The 17,425-nt window shown below is 70.3% G+C and carries 10 protein-coding genes and 3 pseudogenes; 6 read left to right on the top strand and 7 right to left on the bottom strand.

The genetic code is table 11. The features are described from left to right. Positions 1-12: 12 nt before the first annotated feature. On the top strand, positions 13-696 hold the full coding sequence (locus P3T34_RS38210; RefSeq protein ID WP_280671197.1) for a hypothetical protein: 684 nt from the start codon (positions 13-15) through the stop codon (positions 694-696). A 448-nt stretch (positions 697-1,144) separates the two neighbouring features. Here the strand turns inward: P3T34_RS38210 and P3T34_RS38205 are convergent, their stop codons facing one another. The 5 genes and pseudogenes from P3T34_RS38205 to P3T34_RS38185 form a co-directional block, all read right to left on the bottom strand. After that, a complete protein-coding gene (locus P3T34_RS38205; RefSeq protein WP_280672654.1) occupies positions 1,145-1,510 on the bottom strand; it encodes a cupin domain-containing protein in 366 nt (121 codons plus the stop codon). 56 nt (positions 1,511-1,566) lie between these two features. Further along, positions 1,567-2,256 carry a transposase gene (locus P3T34_RS38200; protein ID WP_280671195.1) on the bottom strand — a complete coding sequence of 230 codons (690 nt, stop codon included), beginning with the start codon at positions 2,254-2,256 and terminating at the stop codon, positions 1,567-1,569. Positions 2,257-2,471: 215 nt separating this feature from the next. After that, positions 2,472-2,894 (bottom strand): annotated as a pseudogene (locus tag P3T34_RS38195) (transposase); the annotation flags it as partial. A gap of 39 nt (positions 2,895-2,933) precedes the next feature. Next, a complete protein-coding gene (locus tag P3T34_RS38190) occupies positions 2,934-3,176 on the bottom strand; it encodes a transposase family protein (RefSeq protein WP_280671193.1) in 243 nt (80 codons plus the stop codon). Between the two features lie 386 nt (positions 3,177-3,562). Further along, positions 3,563-3,946, bottom strand: a complete 384-nt coding sequence (locus P3T34_RS38185; protein WP_280671191.1) for a hypothetical protein — start codon at positions 3,944-3,946, stop codon at positions 3,563-3,565. Between the two features lie 396 nt (positions 3,947-4,342). On the opposite strand from P3T34_RS38185, the pseudogene P3T34_RS38180 reads away from it, so the two are divergent. Together P3T34_RS38180 and P3T34_RS38175 are read left to right on the top strand one after the other, a co-directional pair. Continuing rightward, positions 4,343-5,743 (top strand): annotated as a pseudogene (locus tag P3T34_RS38180) (transposase); the annotation flags it as partial. Then, the gene (locus P3T34_RS38175) at positions 5,688-6,041 is read left to right on the top strand and encodes a transposase (RefSeq protein ID WP_280672652.1); all 354 of its coding nucleotides are present in this window, start codon (positions 5,688-5,690) and stop codon (positions 6,039-6,041) included. The pseudogene P3T34_RS38180 and the gene P3T34_RS38175, both read left to right, overlap by 56 nt. Positions 6,042-6,411: 370 nt before the next feature. On the opposite strand, the gene P3T34_RS38170 is transcribed toward P3T34_RS38175, so the two are convergent. Continuing rightward, on the bottom strand, positions 6,412-7,092 hold the full coding sequence (locus P3T34_RS38170) for a CHAP domain-containing protein (protein WP_280671189.1): 681 nt from the start codon (positions 7,090-7,092) through the stop codon (positions 6,412-6,414). A gap of 346 nt (positions 7,093-7,438) precedes the next feature. Between P3T34_RS38170 and P3T34_RS38165 the strand changes: the two genes are divergently transcribed. Next, positions 7,439-8,209, top strand: a complete 771-nt coding sequence (locus P3T34_RS38165) for a polysaccharide deacetylase family protein (RefSeq protein ID WP_280671187.1) — start codon at positions 7,439-7,441, stop codon at positions 8,207-8,209. Positions 8,210-8,356: 147 nt separating this feature from the next. Here P3T34_RS38165 and P3T34_RS38160 read toward each other — a convergent pair whose 3' ends face one another. After that, complete coding sequence (locus P3T34_RS38160) at positions 8,357-8,989, bottom strand: IS30 family transposase (RefSeq protein WP_280671185.1); 633 nt, start codon at positions 8,987-8,989, stop codon at positions 8,357-8,359. Here P3T34_RS38160 and P3T34_RS38155 point away from each other — a divergent pair. Both P3T34_RS38155 and P3T34_RS38150 read left to right on the top strand, forming a co-directional pair. Beyond that, positions 8,960-9,105: pseudogene (locus P3T34_RS38155) on the top strand (ISAzo13 family transposase); the annotation flags it as partial. The gene P3T34_RS38160 and the pseudogene P3T34_RS38155 overlap by 30 nt on opposite strands. Before the next feature lie 189 nt (positions 9,106-9,294). Beyond that, positions 9,295-17,406, top strand: coding sequence for an RHS repeat-associated core domain-containing protein (locus P3T34_RS38150; protein WP_280671183.1), 8,112 nt, complete (start codon positions 9,295-9,297; stop codon positions 17,404-17,406). Positions 17,407-17,425: the final 19 nt, after the last annotated feature.

Here is a 17,425-nt window from a genome sequence, read left to right as displayed (position 1 = left end):
ATCTGACACCAAATGACCGTTAACCATGGATTCGCGCACCACGTCTACCCCAAGGGCACGACCGGGTGGGCCTGGTACGGCGGGGAGAGCGCTGACGATCAGATAGCGGAGTGGAGCGGGCAGCTGCGCGACCTGGTGCGAGCCAAGGGCCCGGTGCGCACCCGGGACCGGGCGCGGGCCGGGGTCGTGGACGGGGCGGTGAACCTGTTCGGTCTCCACGGGCTGGCCTCGATCCTGCTGAACCAGCTGCGCGTGGTCCGGGACGGCTGCCGGACGTGCCGTCAGCGCCTGCTGGAGTCGTTCGGGGGCGACCCGGCCCTGGTGGCTGCGATGGCGATGTGGGTCTGCAGTCACGTGATGGACACCTACAACGACCTCTCCCGGGAGATGCTGGAGCGCGGTGACGCGGGTTTCCGCCGCATGGCGCGGGCCTACTCGCTGAGCGCCTACCGGTACGGCTTCGGAGTGCGCGAGCTGGCGGACATCTACGCGGTCGCCCGGCTGATGGCGCCGATGGACCTGTACCAGGCGGCCGAGCGGGCGTTGGACGTGCTGGCGGCGGAACACGGTGACCCGCTGGTGTTCGGCTCCCTGTTCGGCAACCACGTGCCCTGCGAGGGCGACGAGGATGCCGAGATGCCCAGCCCCGTGGTCACCGTCGTCACCGCCGCCGACATCGCCGCGCGGTACGCCTGACGCCTGCACCCCAGCACGACGATGGCGTTCACCGGTGCGGAGGTCATCGTCACCGTCGCGCCGCGCGGTGTCGGCACAAGCCGCGGCGGCCGGAGTTCCAGCACCCCCGGCCGCCGCCTGGACCCTGCACTACTCCCAGCGCATGCCCAGCTCGGTGAGCCGCGCGGCGCGCTCGATGGGGATGTCGCCGCGCCTGCTGCGGCTGTTGGAGGCCCAGAAGGAGAACGCCGAGCTGCGCCCATGCTGGAGACGCCGGGGCCCCGTTGGGGGGGGAAAGCCGGGTCGCCGCTCGACTGGACGAGAAGGCCGGCCCCGACCGGTTGGAGTGCCGGCAGTGCGTCAGCGACCAGGAGAGGGCGGGGCTGGGCCCGCTGATGCTGCTTGTCAGCGGCCAGATGGATTTGGCTCTGGCGCGAATTTCGTGAAAGCCGCCTGTCCAGCAGTCAGGTCAGGGCAGGTGGTGGCGGGGGCCGCGCAAGTCCGGGGCGAAGAGGTCCAGCGACGGGCCTTCGAGGGCGATGGCGGTGAGGCCGGTGGTGGTGCCGGATGCGTGTTCCTCACCGGGCTCCCAGCGGACACCGTCGCCGGCTGAAACGCAGATCTGGCGCCCGTCTGGGCCTGCGACCCAGCCTTCGCCCGTGATTACCAGGAACAGCTGGCTCACCGGGGCGGGGTGCGAGCCGATGGTTCCACCGGGCTCGATGGCCAGGCAGGTCAGATGAACAGGCCCCTCTCCGGCGGCGACGCGGGTAGCAGTGGCATCCACACTGTCGAAGCGATCGATGACCTTCTCCGAACGGTCGAAGCGAAACATCTCCAAGAGGGGCCTCCTCGCAAGATCCGGAAAGCACTGATCGTATGGGAAGACAGTCATCGTGCCGAGAGGAGGACGCGCTTGCGGAGGAGGTCCAGCTTGGCGCGTCCGAACATCTGCCTCTTGATCATCTTGATCTTGTTGTTGTGGCCCTCGACGGCGCCGGAGCTGTAGCTCAGGCTCAGGCCGGCGATGACCGCGTCGAGGTCCTGGTCCAGGCCGGCCGTGAACGTGTGCAGGGCCGCGATCGAATCGGCCTGGACTTGCGCGACCCAGTCCCTGAGCTCGTGTCCGCGGCGGTTGTTCATCAACTCGGCGAATACCCTAACGTGTTGGGCGGTGCGGTCCAGAGCGGGACACCGTGCCAGGACCTCCTTGAGCCTCTGGCTCTGGTCCTCGTCGAGGCTGTCGGGATGGCGCGTGATCCAGCTGGTCACGTCCCTGGTCGAGGGTTTCCTGCGCGGCGGATCAGAGTGCGGGAAGGCCTCTCGCAGCCTGCGGACGTAGGCTTTGACGACCTGCTCTCCGCCGGGGTAGCCGCGTTCCTGGAGCTCTTCGAACAGGCGGCGGGCGACGGTGCAGCCCTGGGCCCACCGCTGGTGGAGGTAGGGCTTGTAGGGGTCGAGGATGCTGGTGCGGCCCGTCCACTTGCCGACCAGCAGCTCGTCCGGGTCCGCGGCGTGGGCCAGGCGGCGGACGGTGTTGCGGGCCAGACCCAGACGGCGCGCGATCTCGCGCAGTGCCACCCCGGTCTCCAGGAGCGCGTGGACGGCCGTGTGCTGTTCGCGGACGCGGTCGGACAGTCGTCCGGATCGGCGGGGACCGGCTTCGGTCGGCGCGGGCAGCGAGCCGCCGCCGGCGGGGCAGGGTGGCCGGCGGGTGTCACGGGTGGTTCGTGCAGCAGTGCCCGGTGGTGGACGACGGTCTTCTCGACGGCTTCGGCGAGGTTCTTCCAGATGTGCCACCTGTCCGCGACGTGGATCGCGTCGGGGGCGCCGAGTCGCCCGGCTTCGGCGTAGGCGGCGGAGCGGTCGCGGCAGATCACCTGGACGCCCGGGTGCTCGGCCAGCCAGCGGGAGACTGTCGCGACGGTGCGGTCGGGCAGCAGGTCGACGGGCCGGCGCGTCTCGATGTCGACCAGGATCGTCGCGTAGACGTGTCCTTTGCGCAGTGCGAACTCGTCCACGCCGAGCACGCGAGGCGTCGTCGGCGCGCTCTCCGGGAGGGCTCGTATCAGCCGCAGCAGCGTGGATCGGCTCACCGGAGCGGCGAGAGCGTCTGCCAACCGGGCGCCGGCGCGGCTCGCGAGCATCAGGGCCACCTGCTGCAGAGCGGTCTGCAGGCCCTGGCTCCGCCGCCCGTGACGGAAGGTCAGACCTGGCACCTGCTCGGCGAACGTCGCCTGCGGGCAGGCTTGCTGGCATCACCGGAATCGTCGGACCTGTAATTCGATGACCACACGCCGCTGGCCCGCCGCCGTATCGTCCAGACGGCGCACGTACCGGCTGTGCACCCGCGTCGAGGCGGTTCCACACGCCGGGCACTCGGCCCGAACCGTCGTCGCGGCGGCCTGGACCGTCACCAGCTCGTCTCGGATGGCGATGGTGTCGAGCACGACGTCGTCGGTTCGGTGGAACCAGAGGTCTTGGAGGAGCGCGTCAGTCACGAGGGTTCATGATCGCGGCTTCGGTGACCCTCCCTGGCTCTGGCACGGAAAGTGATCCAGAACCAGCTTTCACCCGGCGCCGACACGTCGGCGGTCTTGGTCCAGGTGAACGGTGTGGGTCCTCGTTCCAGTTCTCCCCACCCACCACCAGACCGGCACCAAACCCCGCCGCACTGGCCAGCCCGCAGCATGCACTGCTGTGGACTGCGGATAGGACCACAAACAGACTCAGCGCGCGGGCGACGTGCTGATCTGCTTCCGGTGGCAAGACGGGCCCGTTCCGGCTCTGCCTTCGCCTGTTCCGGACCTCCGTGGCGCCGCGAGGAGGGACGGGCCACACGATGCCCGCGACGATCAGGGCGAACGGGATCTGCGGCAGAGTCGTTTCACGGTGCGGGGGTTGCCGCCGAGGCTCGGGAGCTCTGGGCAGCTGAGACAGGAAAGACCAGGTCGTTCGTACTGCGGGGTGTGTTCACCGCGATGTACCCCAGAGGGCTGCCCGTGTCGGTGGTGATTCGCCAGGACGTCATGTCGGTGCCTGAAACTCCGCATGCGGCGTGGACCGGAGCCTGCTCACTGGGTTGCAGGGTCACCGACGTGGTCTCAAGGTCGCAGTAGGCACCAACGCACTGGTCCACCACGACAGGTGCGGTCGAGTCGTTGCGGATGGACACGGCGCTGTAGTTCATCGGGTCGGTCGGGTCGACTGACCCGCAGCCCTTGTCCATCATCGTTGCGTCAGCCCAGAAGAGAAGCCCCATCAGTGCCACGCCGCCCCCTCCCACCAGGACCGCGCAACCGATCCCGAGGCGGCGCGGCCAGCGGCTTTGGGACGGAGGCGCAACGTAGTACGGCCACTGTGCTGGTGCGTTCCCCATGTGCTCGCTTCCACTGCCGACCGTCACGGCAGGGCATCCCCTGCCCCGCAGCCCAGGAGACGTTCACCCGCTCGGAGTGGTTCCACCGACGCTCGACGGTGTTCATGCCCGACGCAACGGAAGACGTCGGCGCGGCCTCGCGGCTGCCCCAGAGGGTGGTGCCGATCTCCGCTTTGAGCAGGCCGAAGACTCTGTTGCTCAATTCGGGCCGTGGGTCGGTTGACTGCGGCATGATCGCTCCTGCGGTCGTCTCGTGGGCAGGCGGTCGCGGGGGTGGTGCGGGTGTCGATGAGGGCGGCGGGACTGCCGGAGGTCCTGGAGCAGACGGCGCTGGTCGCGGCGGCGGCTTTCCCGAAGGGGAAGCTGGCTATGCGGGTGCGGGAGAATCTGGCTGAGGTCTTCGCGGACGAGCCGTTCGCGTCCGCGTTCGGGATGCGCGGGGCGCCGGGCCTGTCACCGGGGATGCTGGCGCTGGTCACGGTGCTGCAGTTCGCGGAGAACCTGACCGACCGCCAGGCCGCCGGGATGGCGGTCCGGGCGATCGACTGGAAGTACGCGCTCGGCCTGGAGCTGACCGATCCGGGGTTCGACTTCACGGAGCTGGCGAAGTTCCGGGTCCGGTTGGTCGAGCACGGCATGGAACGCCTGATCTTCGACCGGCTGGTGGAACACTGCCGCCAGGATGGGCTGATCGAGGCCGGGGGCAAGCAACGCACCGACTCCACCCATGTCATCAGCGCGGTGCGGGACTTGAACCGGTTGGAGCTCGCCGGTGAGAGCGTGCGCGCGGCGCTGGAGGCACTGGCCACGGCCGCTCCGACCTGGCTCGCACAATCGGTACCGGTGGCGGAGTGGGAACTGCGCTACGCGGCCAGGATCGACTCATGGCGGCTTCCCTCGTCGAAGGCGAAGCGGGAGCGGCTGGCCGAGGTCTCCGGCCAGGACGCCCTCGCGCTGCTGCACGCGGCTCACGCACCCGGTGCCCCGGTGTGGCTGCGCGGGAACGAGGCGGTCCAGCTGCTGCGACGGATCTTCCTGCAGACCTACTACGTGCACACCGACGCCCGGGGACGGGAGGTGGTCAGGAAGCGGGAGGCCGAAGTGGACGGCGTCCCGCCCGGCCATCTGCGGCTCGCCTCCCCCTACGACCCGCACGCCCGCTGGTCCGCCAAGGGAGACGAGCTGTTCTGGTGCGGCTACAAGGTCCACCTCACCGAGACCTGCGACGACAGCCCCGACGGCGCCGCGGCCGGGGCCCGGACCCGGACTCCGAACCTGATCACGGACGTGGTCACCACCGCCTCGACCGCACCTGACGTGACCGCCACCGCCGGCATCCAGCAGCGACTGACCGAGCGGCAGGTCAAGCCGGGCGAGCACTACCTGGACTCCGGCTACCCCTCCGCCGACCTGCACGCCGCTGCCGCACGCGAGGGCATCGCCATGATCACGCCGCTGCTGGCCGACCACTCCCGACAGGCCCGGGCCGCCGAAGGCTTCGACAAGAGCGCCTTCCGCATCGACTGGACAGCACGTCAGGTCCGCTGCCCCGAAGGCCGCACCAGCACTGGCTGGTATCCCGTCCAGCAGCACGGCCACGACGCCATCGTGATCGAGTTCGCCTGCTCCGACTGTGGCACCTGCCCCTCCCGCGACAAGTGCACCACCGCCGCGCGCGGCAACCGCATGCTCACCCTGCGGCCCCGCGAGCTGCACGAGACCGTCGCCGCCGCGCGCCGAGCAGAAGACCGACAGCTGGCAGACCAAGTACGCCCTCCGGGCCGGTGTCGAGGGCACCATCAACCAGGCCCTCGACGTCACCGGCCTACGCCGGGCCCGCTACCGCGGCCTGCCCAGGACCAGCCTCCAGCACGCCTACTCCGCCACCGCGATCAACGTCATCCGGCTCGACGCCCACTGGGCCGAAGACCCCCAACGTCCCTGGACCAGCCGACTCTCCCAACTCGCCCACCAACTCGCGGCCTGATCGACGAGCCCGAATAGAGCAACAGAGTCCCTGGGTGACGGCTCCTACCTGGCCCGGATCGGCTACGGCGTACTGCCCGCCCTGCTGACCGTCCGTGTCATCGAGGCCTCCGTCACCGTCACCCTGGCCGACGGAACTCGGCGGCCGGGAAGGCGGCCGGGTCGAGGAGGCTGGTCAGCAGTCGCCCGTATCAAGGCCCGAACCCGCAAAAACCCCACCAGCAAGTACAGGCCGAACGCCGGCCAACAACCAACGACCAGCCAGAACTACACCGTCCACACCACCGTCACGTTCTTCGAGCACGGACTCGCCAACCGCTCACGGACGTAAACGCAACGGTGTTGACCTTGACCCACTTCTGGAGCAGGCCCTACGGCCGGTGCGGACGGTGGGGTGCGGTTGCCGGCCCGGCCCCCGTCCCGGACAGCCAGGTGGCCAGGTCTTCCCAGAACCCCCGCGCAGGCGTGACGGCACTCGGGGTGACGTACGCGGTGACCGTGTGCCTCTCGGTGCTCTGAAACGAGCCCACCGGGATGTCGGTGGCTTTGACGGTTTCGTTGACCACCAGCGATGTCTGGGCGAAGTGCGCTTCGGTGCTGCTGTCGTCGCCGCCGAAGTCGCCGTTGGTGATCTGGATCGAGCCGTCCGCACCGATCGCCGTGACAAGGCCGACGTGCTCGTCGCTGTATACCGCGGCGTCCCCAAGCTGCGGGTGGTACCCACGGTCGGTGTGGACGGTACTGCCGTTCTTACGGGCCGAGCCGGTGAAGGAGACCACGTCGGCGTTGAGACCGGTGACGTTCAGACCGCTGTTCCGCCAGACCCAGGTGGCGAAGTCCGCGCACCAGTACTCGGGGACGCCGGCCCAGCCCACGCAACTCGTCTCGAACTCCGTACCGCCCAGGCTGTTGGGCGCGGGATTGACCAGGGAACAGGTACCTGCCCCCTTGTCGACGTTGGCCAGCGCCAGGGCGATCGCGTCAGCGGGTGAGTGGGTGACCGCGGGCGCCTCGGCGACGGCCGGGGCCACTGACAGGGTCGGTACGAGCATCGATGACAGACAAGACACCAGCAAGATCGCGGTGTGGCGCTTCATCACCGTGGGGTGTCACTCCTCGCTGTGCCAGCTTCCGGCGCGGGGGCAGGACGGTGCGTCTGCCGACATCACGTGCCGATGCGAGTACACCCGGGCGCCGTCCCGGAAGCCGTTTGCCGCACGGGACGCTCCGCTGAATGGGGGCACCGTGGCGAATCCTTGACAGGAGGTCAGGAGCGCGGCGACTCCGTGTCCCGGCACGCTCTCCCCCATCGGACGAGGTCGAGGGGCCGCCACCCGCGTGGAGCCGTACCGGCGCGGTTCGTCATCGGACCCGGCCGCCGCGGCACACACTGGCCGAATGGCACAGACACACCATTCGCTGCCGCGCCGACGCTTCCTCGTCGCGGGTGCGGCCACACTGCTCACCCTCGGTGCTCCGTCCGGACCGGCCGCCGCCAAGTCCGGGTCGCGCCGCTCGAGCCGGTCGCTTCCGATGCCGGAGAGCGAGGTCGACGCCGGCTCGATGGTGATGGCCCTCACCTTCGACGACGGCCCCAGCCCGCAGTACACGCCTCAGGTGCTGGACGTGCTGCGCGACAACGGTGTCCACGCGACGTTCTTCGTCTGCGGTGACAACATCGGGCTCTATCCGGACGTGCTGCGCAGGATCGCCGCGGAGGGGCACACCGTGGGGAACCACTCCTGGTCCCACCCCGACTTCGTCGACCTTTCCGACGACTACGTCCGTGACCAGATCCAGCGGACCCAGGACGCCGTCGAGAACGTCGTCGGCCGGGCCCCGGTGCTCTTCCGCGCCCCCTACGGCAACTTCACCGACTCCACCCTCTCGATCTGCGCCGACCTCGGCCTGCGCCCGATCTCCTGGTCGGTGGACCCCACCGACTGGGCCAACCCCGGCACCGACACCATCATCAACCGCGTCCTGGCGGGTGCCGCCACCGGCGCGATCGTACTGAACCACGACGGCACCGAGGGCGGCGACGACGATCCGCCCGCCGGCACCGGCGGCGACCGTTCCCAGACGGTGGCGGCCCTCACCAGCTACCTGCCGCAACTGATCTCCGCCGGATACACGTTCACCACCCCCGACGCCCACCCGCCCCGGTAGTCGGCCGCGGCGCGCGAGGCGGCCGGGAGACCTTCAGCAGTTCACACGTCCGCTTGACGTTGCGGCCGCCCTGCTTCTCCACCTCGATGAACGGGTGCACCGTCACCGGGTCTCCGTCGCGAAGAAAGCCGTGGTGAACTCAACCGGTCAGCGCAACAGGGCCTCCAGCCTATCGGCTGGTGTCTCGAAGTCGAGGGTCCTCCGAGGTCGGGTGTTCAGCCGCAGGGCGATGGCATCCAGGTCGGTCTGGGTGAGGTGCCCCATTCCGGTGGCCTTGGGCAGGTACTGGCGCAGGAGGCGGTTGGTGTTCTCGTTGGTGCCGCGCTGCCATGGGCTCTGAGGGTCGGCGAAGTAGACGGCCAGGCCGGTCGCAGCCGTGACGTTCTTGTGGGCGGCCAGTTCCATTCCGCGGTCCCAGGTCAGCCTCTTTCTCAACTTGGCTGGCAGGGTAAGTATTTGGGCCGATATTCGTGCGGTGACGGTGGCCGTGTCGCGCCGGTCGAGCTCGACCAGCTGCGGTTCGGCGGGCCCCTCGCCCCGCGCCTGCGAGCAACCCGCCGCACCGAGACCCTCTACCCTCTGCGGCGCCTGCGCCAACGCCTGCGCCAACGCCGCCCAGAAGGTGACGCGGCTGGTGTCGGCGGCGCGGGGTTCCTTGCGGGTCTGCCAGCGCCAGGCGATGCGTCGGCCCGGGGTGACCTCGAAGGCGCGTCCGGCTGGAGGTCCTCCCGGGCGTCTCCAAGTCCGGCCGTGGCCACGGAGGCTAGGTTGCTCGGCCACGGCGGGGTACGGGCGGCGCGAGGACCGCTGGGATGAGCGAGACCACGGTGCGCCGCGGGGTCGAGGAGCTGGAAGCAGGAAGGGCATCGCTGCCCATCGGGCGAGTCCGCGCACCAGATGCACACCCCGGTCAGATGACGCCGGACGCCGACTTCTCGTGACGGCGACCGCCTATCTCGGGGGACACGCTGGGGGAAACTTTGCCATCAAACGCCCTATCTGCCCTACTGATGGCTCGGCGGTATCTTCGCGAGATTCCAGTTCCGGCTGCGGTGGCGTCCGATGCCCGCCCGACGGGAGTAGCTATGGCAAGCACAGGGCAGCAGGCGGCCGCACCCGGGGTGCGGGCGTCGCAGGTCTTCCTCGGCGACGCCGTCGCCAACGCGGTGAACATGTTCCGCGGTGAGGTGAACCTCCCGATCAACCTGGTGTCGCTGAGCGGGCGCAACGGACTCGATGTCAACGTGGCCGCGTTCTACAGCAGCGGCGTGCACCGTGCGGCGCAGCGTTGGAACCTCACCGAACCCACCGATCTCCTGGGCCTGGGTTGGTCGTTGCCGTTCGACCGGATCACCGCTGAGCACCAGGACAGCGGCACCAACCTGGACGACGTGTTCTACCTGGTGACCGGCGGCGCCCCGAGGCAGCTGGTACGGGTCGGCGCATCCGAGGGGGCGCAGGTCTTCCAACTGCGTGACTACCAGTTCTGGGACATCCGCTACTACCCCGACGCCGAGCGCCAGTACTGGCAGATCGTGCGCGAGGACGGCGCCACCTACACCTACGGGCGCGGTGCCGTGCAGTGGGGCGTGCGCTGGGGCAACTGGATCGGCCCCACCACGGCGGCCAACGGGGCGAGCTTCCCGGTCGCCTGGAACCTGGACGAGGTTCGCTCGATGGCCGGCGACACGATGTCCTTCGCGTACGACACCGACGAGGCCGCGATCGGCGTGAGCGAAGGCGCGCGGTACACCCGCTCCTGCCGACTGCGCCGGATCGTCGATGTCTTCGGCCAGAGCGTCGACTTCTCGTACCTGCCGAAGGAGCCGTTCGAGGCCCCGCCACCGCAAGTGCCCCCGGTCGGTGGCCGCAACGCCTACCAGTACCGCCTCGAAGACCGCTACCTGGACCGGATCGAGGTTCGGGGCCGCGACGGCGCCCTGACGCTGACCACCAGGCTGGACTACGAGTTGCGCAATGTCTCCCGTTCTCCGCGCGACGATGCGTACACCAAACGCTACCTCGTCGGGATTCGCCAGGAGGTTGCGGGCGGCACGTCACTCCCGGGGGCGGAGTTCGACTACCACGGTGGCGCAGCAGCGCTCCCGGGCGCGCTGAAGAGCGTCCTCACCCCGCAGGGCGGCTGCTCGCAATACACCTACGAGGCTGTCCCGCTTCCCAACACCGCCCTGCGGGTGCCCGTCACCAGCCCGGGCGCGGGGTGGACGCCGCGGGTCTGGCAAGGCCCGACGTACACCGTGGTCACCTGGGAGAACTCCGGCACGGGCCAGGTCAGGACCGATGTGTACTCCTGGAACGGCAGTTGGTCCAGTCAGAGCGACACGCGCAACTGGCTGGCGGTCCCGGGGACTGTGCGGGTGCTGACCGGTGAGGGGTTCTTCGCGATCTGGTACCGCGACGCGCGTAGCAAGCAGTACCGGGTCAACGTGGTGCGAGCCGACCGGTTCCGCTTCGGCGAGTGGGACCGGACGCCGTATCAGGTCAGCCTCGGCGCGTCGATGAGCGACCCGGCGGTGAGCGTCGGATCGGGATTCCTCGCGGTCGCCGATGCCGCCGCCGGACAACTCAAGGTCATCAGCTGGGACCCCGTCGGCTCGCGCTGGATGGAGCACGCCTTCGGGTTGGCCGGTGTTGCCGAGGTCGTGCTCTCCAGCGGCGTGAACTTCCTTGTCGCCGCCACCTACGCCGCCACCACCCGGACGCTGAGAACCGAGCTGTTCTACGCCGATCCCGGGCGGAACTGGCAGCGCGGGGGGTCCCTGAGCGAGGTCGTGGACATCGACTGGACGGCGACCCGCCGCGAGCACATGCTCGCCACCGGAGCGTCCTTCGCCGCGCTGGGCTTCGTCACCGCGATCGACGAGCCGTCGAAGTCGGTGAAGTACGCCACCCGGCTGCTCACCTGGTCCACGACCTACGGGTTCGGCACGCCGGTGAAGGCCGACGGGGCGCAGCCGCTGGACGTGCGCAACCCGGTCGGGTACGTGGTGGTGAACGGGTCGACGGTCGCCAACGGTCAGCACCTGTACCGCTTCGACGGCGCGCACTGGCAGTCGGTCGCCGGGGTGAAACCGGTCACCGGATCGCTCTACAGCTACAGCTACGCCGCCGACAGCGCTTACGTCACAACCGTGAAGTCCGAGAACGAGTGGACCAGCGAACTCTACGAGTACGACCCCTACCGCAATGCCTGGCGCCCGAGCACTCGCTTCAGCGGGACCACCAGCGGCCTGCCGACGCTCGCCCCGGGATACCGCACGGTCGGCCGCGACCTGCTGCGGCGTACCGCCGACGGGAAGTGGACCAAGGCATGCACCCTCCCCGCGAGCGCGGACCTCACCACCCTGGTCAACGCGGCGCCGACGTACCTCGCGTACCAGGACGGCGACGGTTCGACGCACGTACTGACGCTCGCCGACGGCCGGGTGCTGGAGAGCGCGACGCTCGCCGGGGAGCGGGTGGTGGTGCCGGACGCCCAGCCCGGCCAGATCCTCACCGGACCCGGCGCGTTCCTCACCTACCAGGGCCCGGAGTTCGACAAGGCCACCCACCTGGCCCTCTACCGCGTGGTAGGCGGTGCGGTCGCCACCCGTTTGGTCGCCCACCCGGTCGTCGAGGCGCGCAGCGACAGCGGCTACCAGACCCAGCGCACCACCCTGCGCTACGACGCGGCCACCGCCACCTACGACCCGTACGGTCTGGTGACCCAGTTCGTGACCGTCCGGGCGACGCCCGGCGACGGTGGGGACGGCTGGGTCGAACGGGTCTTCTTCAACGGCCTGAGCCCGTCCGTTCCCGGCGTGGTCTACCCGCCCTCCGACGCTTACACCAATGCCCGCACCTACTTCAGCCAGCTCAACGGACAGCTGTTCCGCAGCCGCGCCTACGACGCCGACGGCCGACAGGTCACCGAGAGCCTCAGCTACCCGTACACGTACACCGGCGGCGACAGCGGCCGGCGCATCGCCGGTGCCTACACCAGGACGCGGCGCCAGACGGACGCCACCGCAGGGAAGTTGATGTCCACCGGGCCGGTCGGGGTCGCGGAGCTGGACGGCCAGGCGCTGCCGAGCGCACTGCGGAACCGGTTCGCCGCCGCCGGGCTGCCACTGCTGGACCCCGTCACGGTCGAGGTCGACCGGCCCGGCCGGCGGTGGACACTGACCGACGCCGCCGGCGCGCACTACCAGCTCGTCGCCGACGGCACGGACGTCACCGTGTACGGGTGGCTGCGCACGGCCACCGAGTACGAGTACAACGCCAAGGGACAGCCCTGCCTGGAGCTCACCGAGAACGTCGATGACAGCGGCGTCACCCGGCGGCTCAGCCGTCGCACCACCTACGCCTGGGAGGTGTACCGGCAACTCGCCGACCTCAACTGCCTGGTGCCGGTGAGCCAGGCGACCTCCGAGGATCTGACGGCCGCCGTGGTCACCGCCAGCACGGTCACCACCTACTCGAACGCCTGGGGCCCGTGGGCGGCCCACCGCGGGTTCCAGTGGCTGGGCACCGGCACACCGGAGTTCACGGGCTGGGCAGCCGACGCCGACCCCGGCCCACACTGGCTGGCGGCCCGTCAGGTGCTCGCCGTCACCGCCCGGGCCCAGCCGCTCGCCGCGCTGGACGAGGGCGGCCACCTCGCCGCCGTCATCTACGACCGCGAACGCCGGTTCGCGGTCGCGACCGCCGCGGGCGCCGATCCACAGGCCGACGAGGCGTGCTACTACGGCTTCGAGGAGTACGAGGACGCCGGCGGATGGACCCTCACCCCGGCGGGCCTGGACCCGGCGCTCTACATCACCGAGGGCGCCGCGCACTGCGGTTCGCGGCGCCTTGCCGTCCCCGGCGACCCGGACACCGCGATCGGCCTCACCAACGAGCTCACGCCGGCCCGTGGCGACCTGCCCTACCAACTCTCCTGCTGGGTCTGCACCGAGCCGGGCTTCGTCAGCGACCCGGAGCTCGCGGCGTGGCGGATCACGGTCCGCGGCGAGCAGGGCGGCACGGCCGAGATCGTGACCGCCATCCCCGCCACCGACGACCAGTGGCAGTGGCTGCACCAGCTGATCGACCCGCGGGCGCTCGGGGTGGGCGCGCTCCAGTCGCTGACCCTCACCGTCACCAGTCGGCAGGACCACCACTACCTGCTGGTCGACGACCTGGCTTTCGCGCCGGTCCAGGCGAGCCTGCGCGCCTCGGTGTACTCGCCGGACGGACAGGAGCAGCGCGCTACCGTGGACATCCTCGGCGACTGCCGCCGCATCGCCTACGACCTGCTCAAGCGTCCGGTCGTGGAGATCGGCCCGGACGGATCACCGCTGTCGATGTCCGCTGACCAGCTCTGGCGCACCGCCCCCGGCGGCTTCGATGCGGCCCGCCCCAACGGCTCGCTGCTGGTCGCGCTGCGCGGGCAGGGCAGTTTCACCGACTTCCGGCAGGGCAAGCAGTGGCAGGCCCAGTGGCAGCCCAGCGCCTGCTGGCACCAGAGCCCCGGCCTGCTGCGCCACGCGTCCACCGGCACCGGGAAACTGACTCTCCGCCAAACACCGGACAGCGGCTGGCTGCTGCGCTTCGGCCTGGCCGGTGACGTCCCCGTGGCCGGGCCGCTGCGGCTGACCTTCGGCGGGGGCTGGTCGGTGCACTGGAGCGAGGGCGCCTGGTCGCTGCACCGACCGGACGGCAGCGCGGTCGTCTCGGCCGCCGGACCGGTGGGCACCGACCTGCTGCTGGCCACCTGGCCGCACCGCGTGCTCTGGTACGTCGACGGCCAGTTGGTGCTCCAGCACCTGGACCCCACAGGCTTCGCCGGGCCGGTCGAGCTGGCCTGCGAGGGGGACCTGGCGCTGCGCTGGATCGCGCTCGGCACGGATCCGGTGGTAGCCGTCTCCTGGACCGACAACTGCGGCCGCCCGTACCAGCTGCAGCGCATCGCGGACACCCGGATCCGGGTCTGCGCCACCTGCTACGATCACGCCGGCCGGGCGGCGGTGGCGACCAAGAGCGTCGAGGTCGACGGCGAGCCGGTCGGCTACCGGCCCGCCCTGGTCACCGAGTTGGACCCGGCGACCGGCGCGATGGGCAACTGCGAGCTGACCCGCGCCTACCGGGAGGACGAGGGCTACCCGTTCACCCGCACTGTCTTCGAGCGCTCCCCGCTGGGCCGCCCGGTCGAGGCGGGCCGACCGGGCAAGGCCTTCGCCGTCGACACCGCCAAGCCGGCCGGGCAGCGGCACACCACCCGCACCGAGTACCGCGTCAACAGTTACGAACCGCTGCTGCCCGACCTGCCGGCCGGCACCTTCCCGGTGACCGTGACCATCGGCCCCGACGGTCTCACGGCGCGCACCTGGACCGACCGGCTCGGCCGGACCCTTGCCACGGCACAGGGCGACCTGGCCGGCGCCCCGGGCACCTTCGCACTCGCCCGCAACTTCCACGACGCCTACGGCAACGTGGTGCGCCGCGAGCAGCCGAACCTGTTCGACACCCGGGTCAGCGACCGGGAACGCTTCGTCGAGCTGACCAGCTACGACTTCCTCGGCAACCCGCTCACCGCCACCGGCCCCGACCTCAACGGCAGCGCCGAGTACGTCTACGACACCCTGGGTCGGCGCAGGTTCAGCCAACTCCCGCAGGCCGCCGCCGAGGGCTACCTGTGCTACCGCCGGTACGACAGCCTGGGCCGGCTCACCGAGGAGGGCACCTGCGACGCAGCCTGGGACCGCGTCCGACTCCAGGCGCACGCCGACGACCCGGCCTGGCTGCCCGCTTCGGGCACCTGGCTCACCCGCCACCGGTACGACGGCGACGGCAGCGACCCGCGCCTCTACGGCAGGCTGTGGCAGTCCTGGTCCGGTCCCTGCGACGGCGAGGAGCCTGCCACCGTCACCACCTACGCCTACAACGAGCTGGGCCTGGTGACCTCCCGCACCGTCAGCGTGGCCGCCTACGCCAACGGCGCGCCGCACACGGTCGCCTTCGCCTACGACGCCACCGGGGCGGTCACCGACATCACCTACGACGCCCTCCTGGGGCCCGAGGCGTTCACCGCCGGCCTGCGCACCGACGACTTCAACGACCTGGTCACCGTCACCGGCGACCACGGCGGGCGGAGCACCGAACTGGGGCGCTTCGCCTACCGGCCTGACGGTGCCTTGGCCACAGAGGTGCTGGCGCCGGGCACAGTGGCCGAGCTGACCCGCAGTTACCGCTACACCCCGCCGGGCTGGTTGGCTTCGGTGACGGACCGGTACTTCACCGAAACCACCGACTACACCACCGGCGGCCGGGGCGGCGCCGGCTACCACGACGGCCGCGCGGCCCGCGTCACCACCGGCTTCACCGGAGTGCGGCAGGACGGGTTCGTCCCCGACTTCGACTACCGGTACGGCTACGACGCCCTGGGCCGACTCGCGGAGGCCCTGAACAGCGCCGGCGCGCAGTTCGGTGTCAGCGGGCTGGACTACGACGCCAACGGCAACCTCACGGCCCGCACCATCGGCGAGCTGGCGCAGCGGCTGAGCTACCAGGACGGCACCAACCGGCTTCGCGCAGTCGAGGACGGCGTCGAGAGCGGCGCGTTCGACTACGACCGTGACGGGGACACCACCGACGCGCCATCGCTGGGCGTGTGCGACCTGCGCTACCAACGGATCAGCCGACTGCCTGCCGGACTGTCCAGCCCGGCGGGCGAGTTGCGCCTCGAGCGCGACGCCGCGGGCACCATGGTGTACCGCGCCGGCCCCGACGGGCAGCGGCTCTACGTTCCCGGCGACGCGGGACCCCTGGCGCTGCACCGCACCGATGCCTCCGGCGAGCGCCACCGCGGCTACCTGGTCCCAGGGCCCGGCGGCACCCTCGCCATCTGGTCGCCCGAGGGCACCGCCTACGTGCTGCGCGGCAGGCTCGGCTCCACCCGGGCGCTCTACGACGGCTGCGGGCTGCTGGTCGGCGCGTTCAACTACCTGCCGTACGGCGGGTTCCTGGGCACCCCGCTGGACCTCGGCGCCTCGACCACGTACCCGTACCTGTTCACTGGTGCCGAACGCGATCCCGTCACCGGCCTGTACCTGTTCCCGCTGCGGATCTACGACCCGAGCACCGGTCGGTTTCTGAGCACCGACCCGGCTGGTCAGTACGCGAGCCCGTACCTGTACGCGGGCGCGGACCCGGTCAACACCTTCGACCCCACGGGTGGGTTCGCCTGGTCCTGGGCGGCGTTCGGAGCCGTGGTGGGCGGCCTGCTGGCCGCGGCCGCCGGCATCGCGCTGACCATCGCGACGGGCGGTCTGGCGCTCGGGTGGATGGTCGCGGGGGCGGTGGTGGGCGGCCTGGCCATCGGTGCGGGACTCGCCAGCGCCGGATACGGGTTCGGCAAGGCCGACGCCTCCACGTCCACGTTCGACGTGGCGGAGTGGGGCATCATGGTCGGGCTCGGCGCAGCTTTCGGTGCGATGTCGGCGGGACTGGGGTTCGTCGCGGTCGGCGCGGGCACGGCGACTGCATTCGGCGTAGAGACGGTCATCGGGATCGGCATGGGCGCGCTCGACGGCTTCGTCACCAACGGCTCGCTCAACGCCTACCACCCCAACTCCGGTGGCTTCATGGCGGGCGCGGGCGCCGGAGCAGGGTGGGGGGCGCTCGGCGGTCTCGCGGGCGGTCTCGTGGGCGGCGTACTCGGCCGGGGGCCCATGCTGCGCACGAGTCGGACCCTGAAGGCCGTCGGCAATACGGCAGAGGCGGATCGTGGGCAGATGCACACCTTCGTGTACCGCAAGTTCCCGAGAGTGGAGCCGGAGTACAAGATGCACGTGCTGGTAGGTGCGAAGCCGGCGGGCGAGGACCTTCACATCACTCATCTGGTGCGCCCGACGAAGCGTGCGGAGATCTACGGGGAAAGTCCTGACTGGCCGACCGTCCCGGTGCATCCGGACGCGACCTGGACCTCGGTCGACGTACCTACCGCCAACGCTGCAAGAGCAAGAGGATTCGCCGAGGGGCAGCTCGCATTGCCCGACGTGGGGAACTTCTCCTTCCTCACCAACAACTGCACCACGTATGCCCGGAGCGTCCTGCGGGAGGCCGGCCTCTATCCGCCGATTTGGACAGCCACACCCTCTTCATTGAAGCTCTGGATGCGAACGATCGGTCAACGGGTAAATCTAGGCGTGGAATGAACGACAACGTTCCCCTGAG

It is taken from the genome of Kitasatospora sp. MAP12-44 (assembly GCF_029892095.1).
Classification (GTDB): domain Bacteria; phylum Actinomycetota; class Actinomycetes; order Streptomycetales; family Streptomycetaceae; genus Kitasatospora.
Note: the sequence above shows the minus strand (reverse complement) of the source record. Positions and strands in the feature narration are given on the sequence as shown.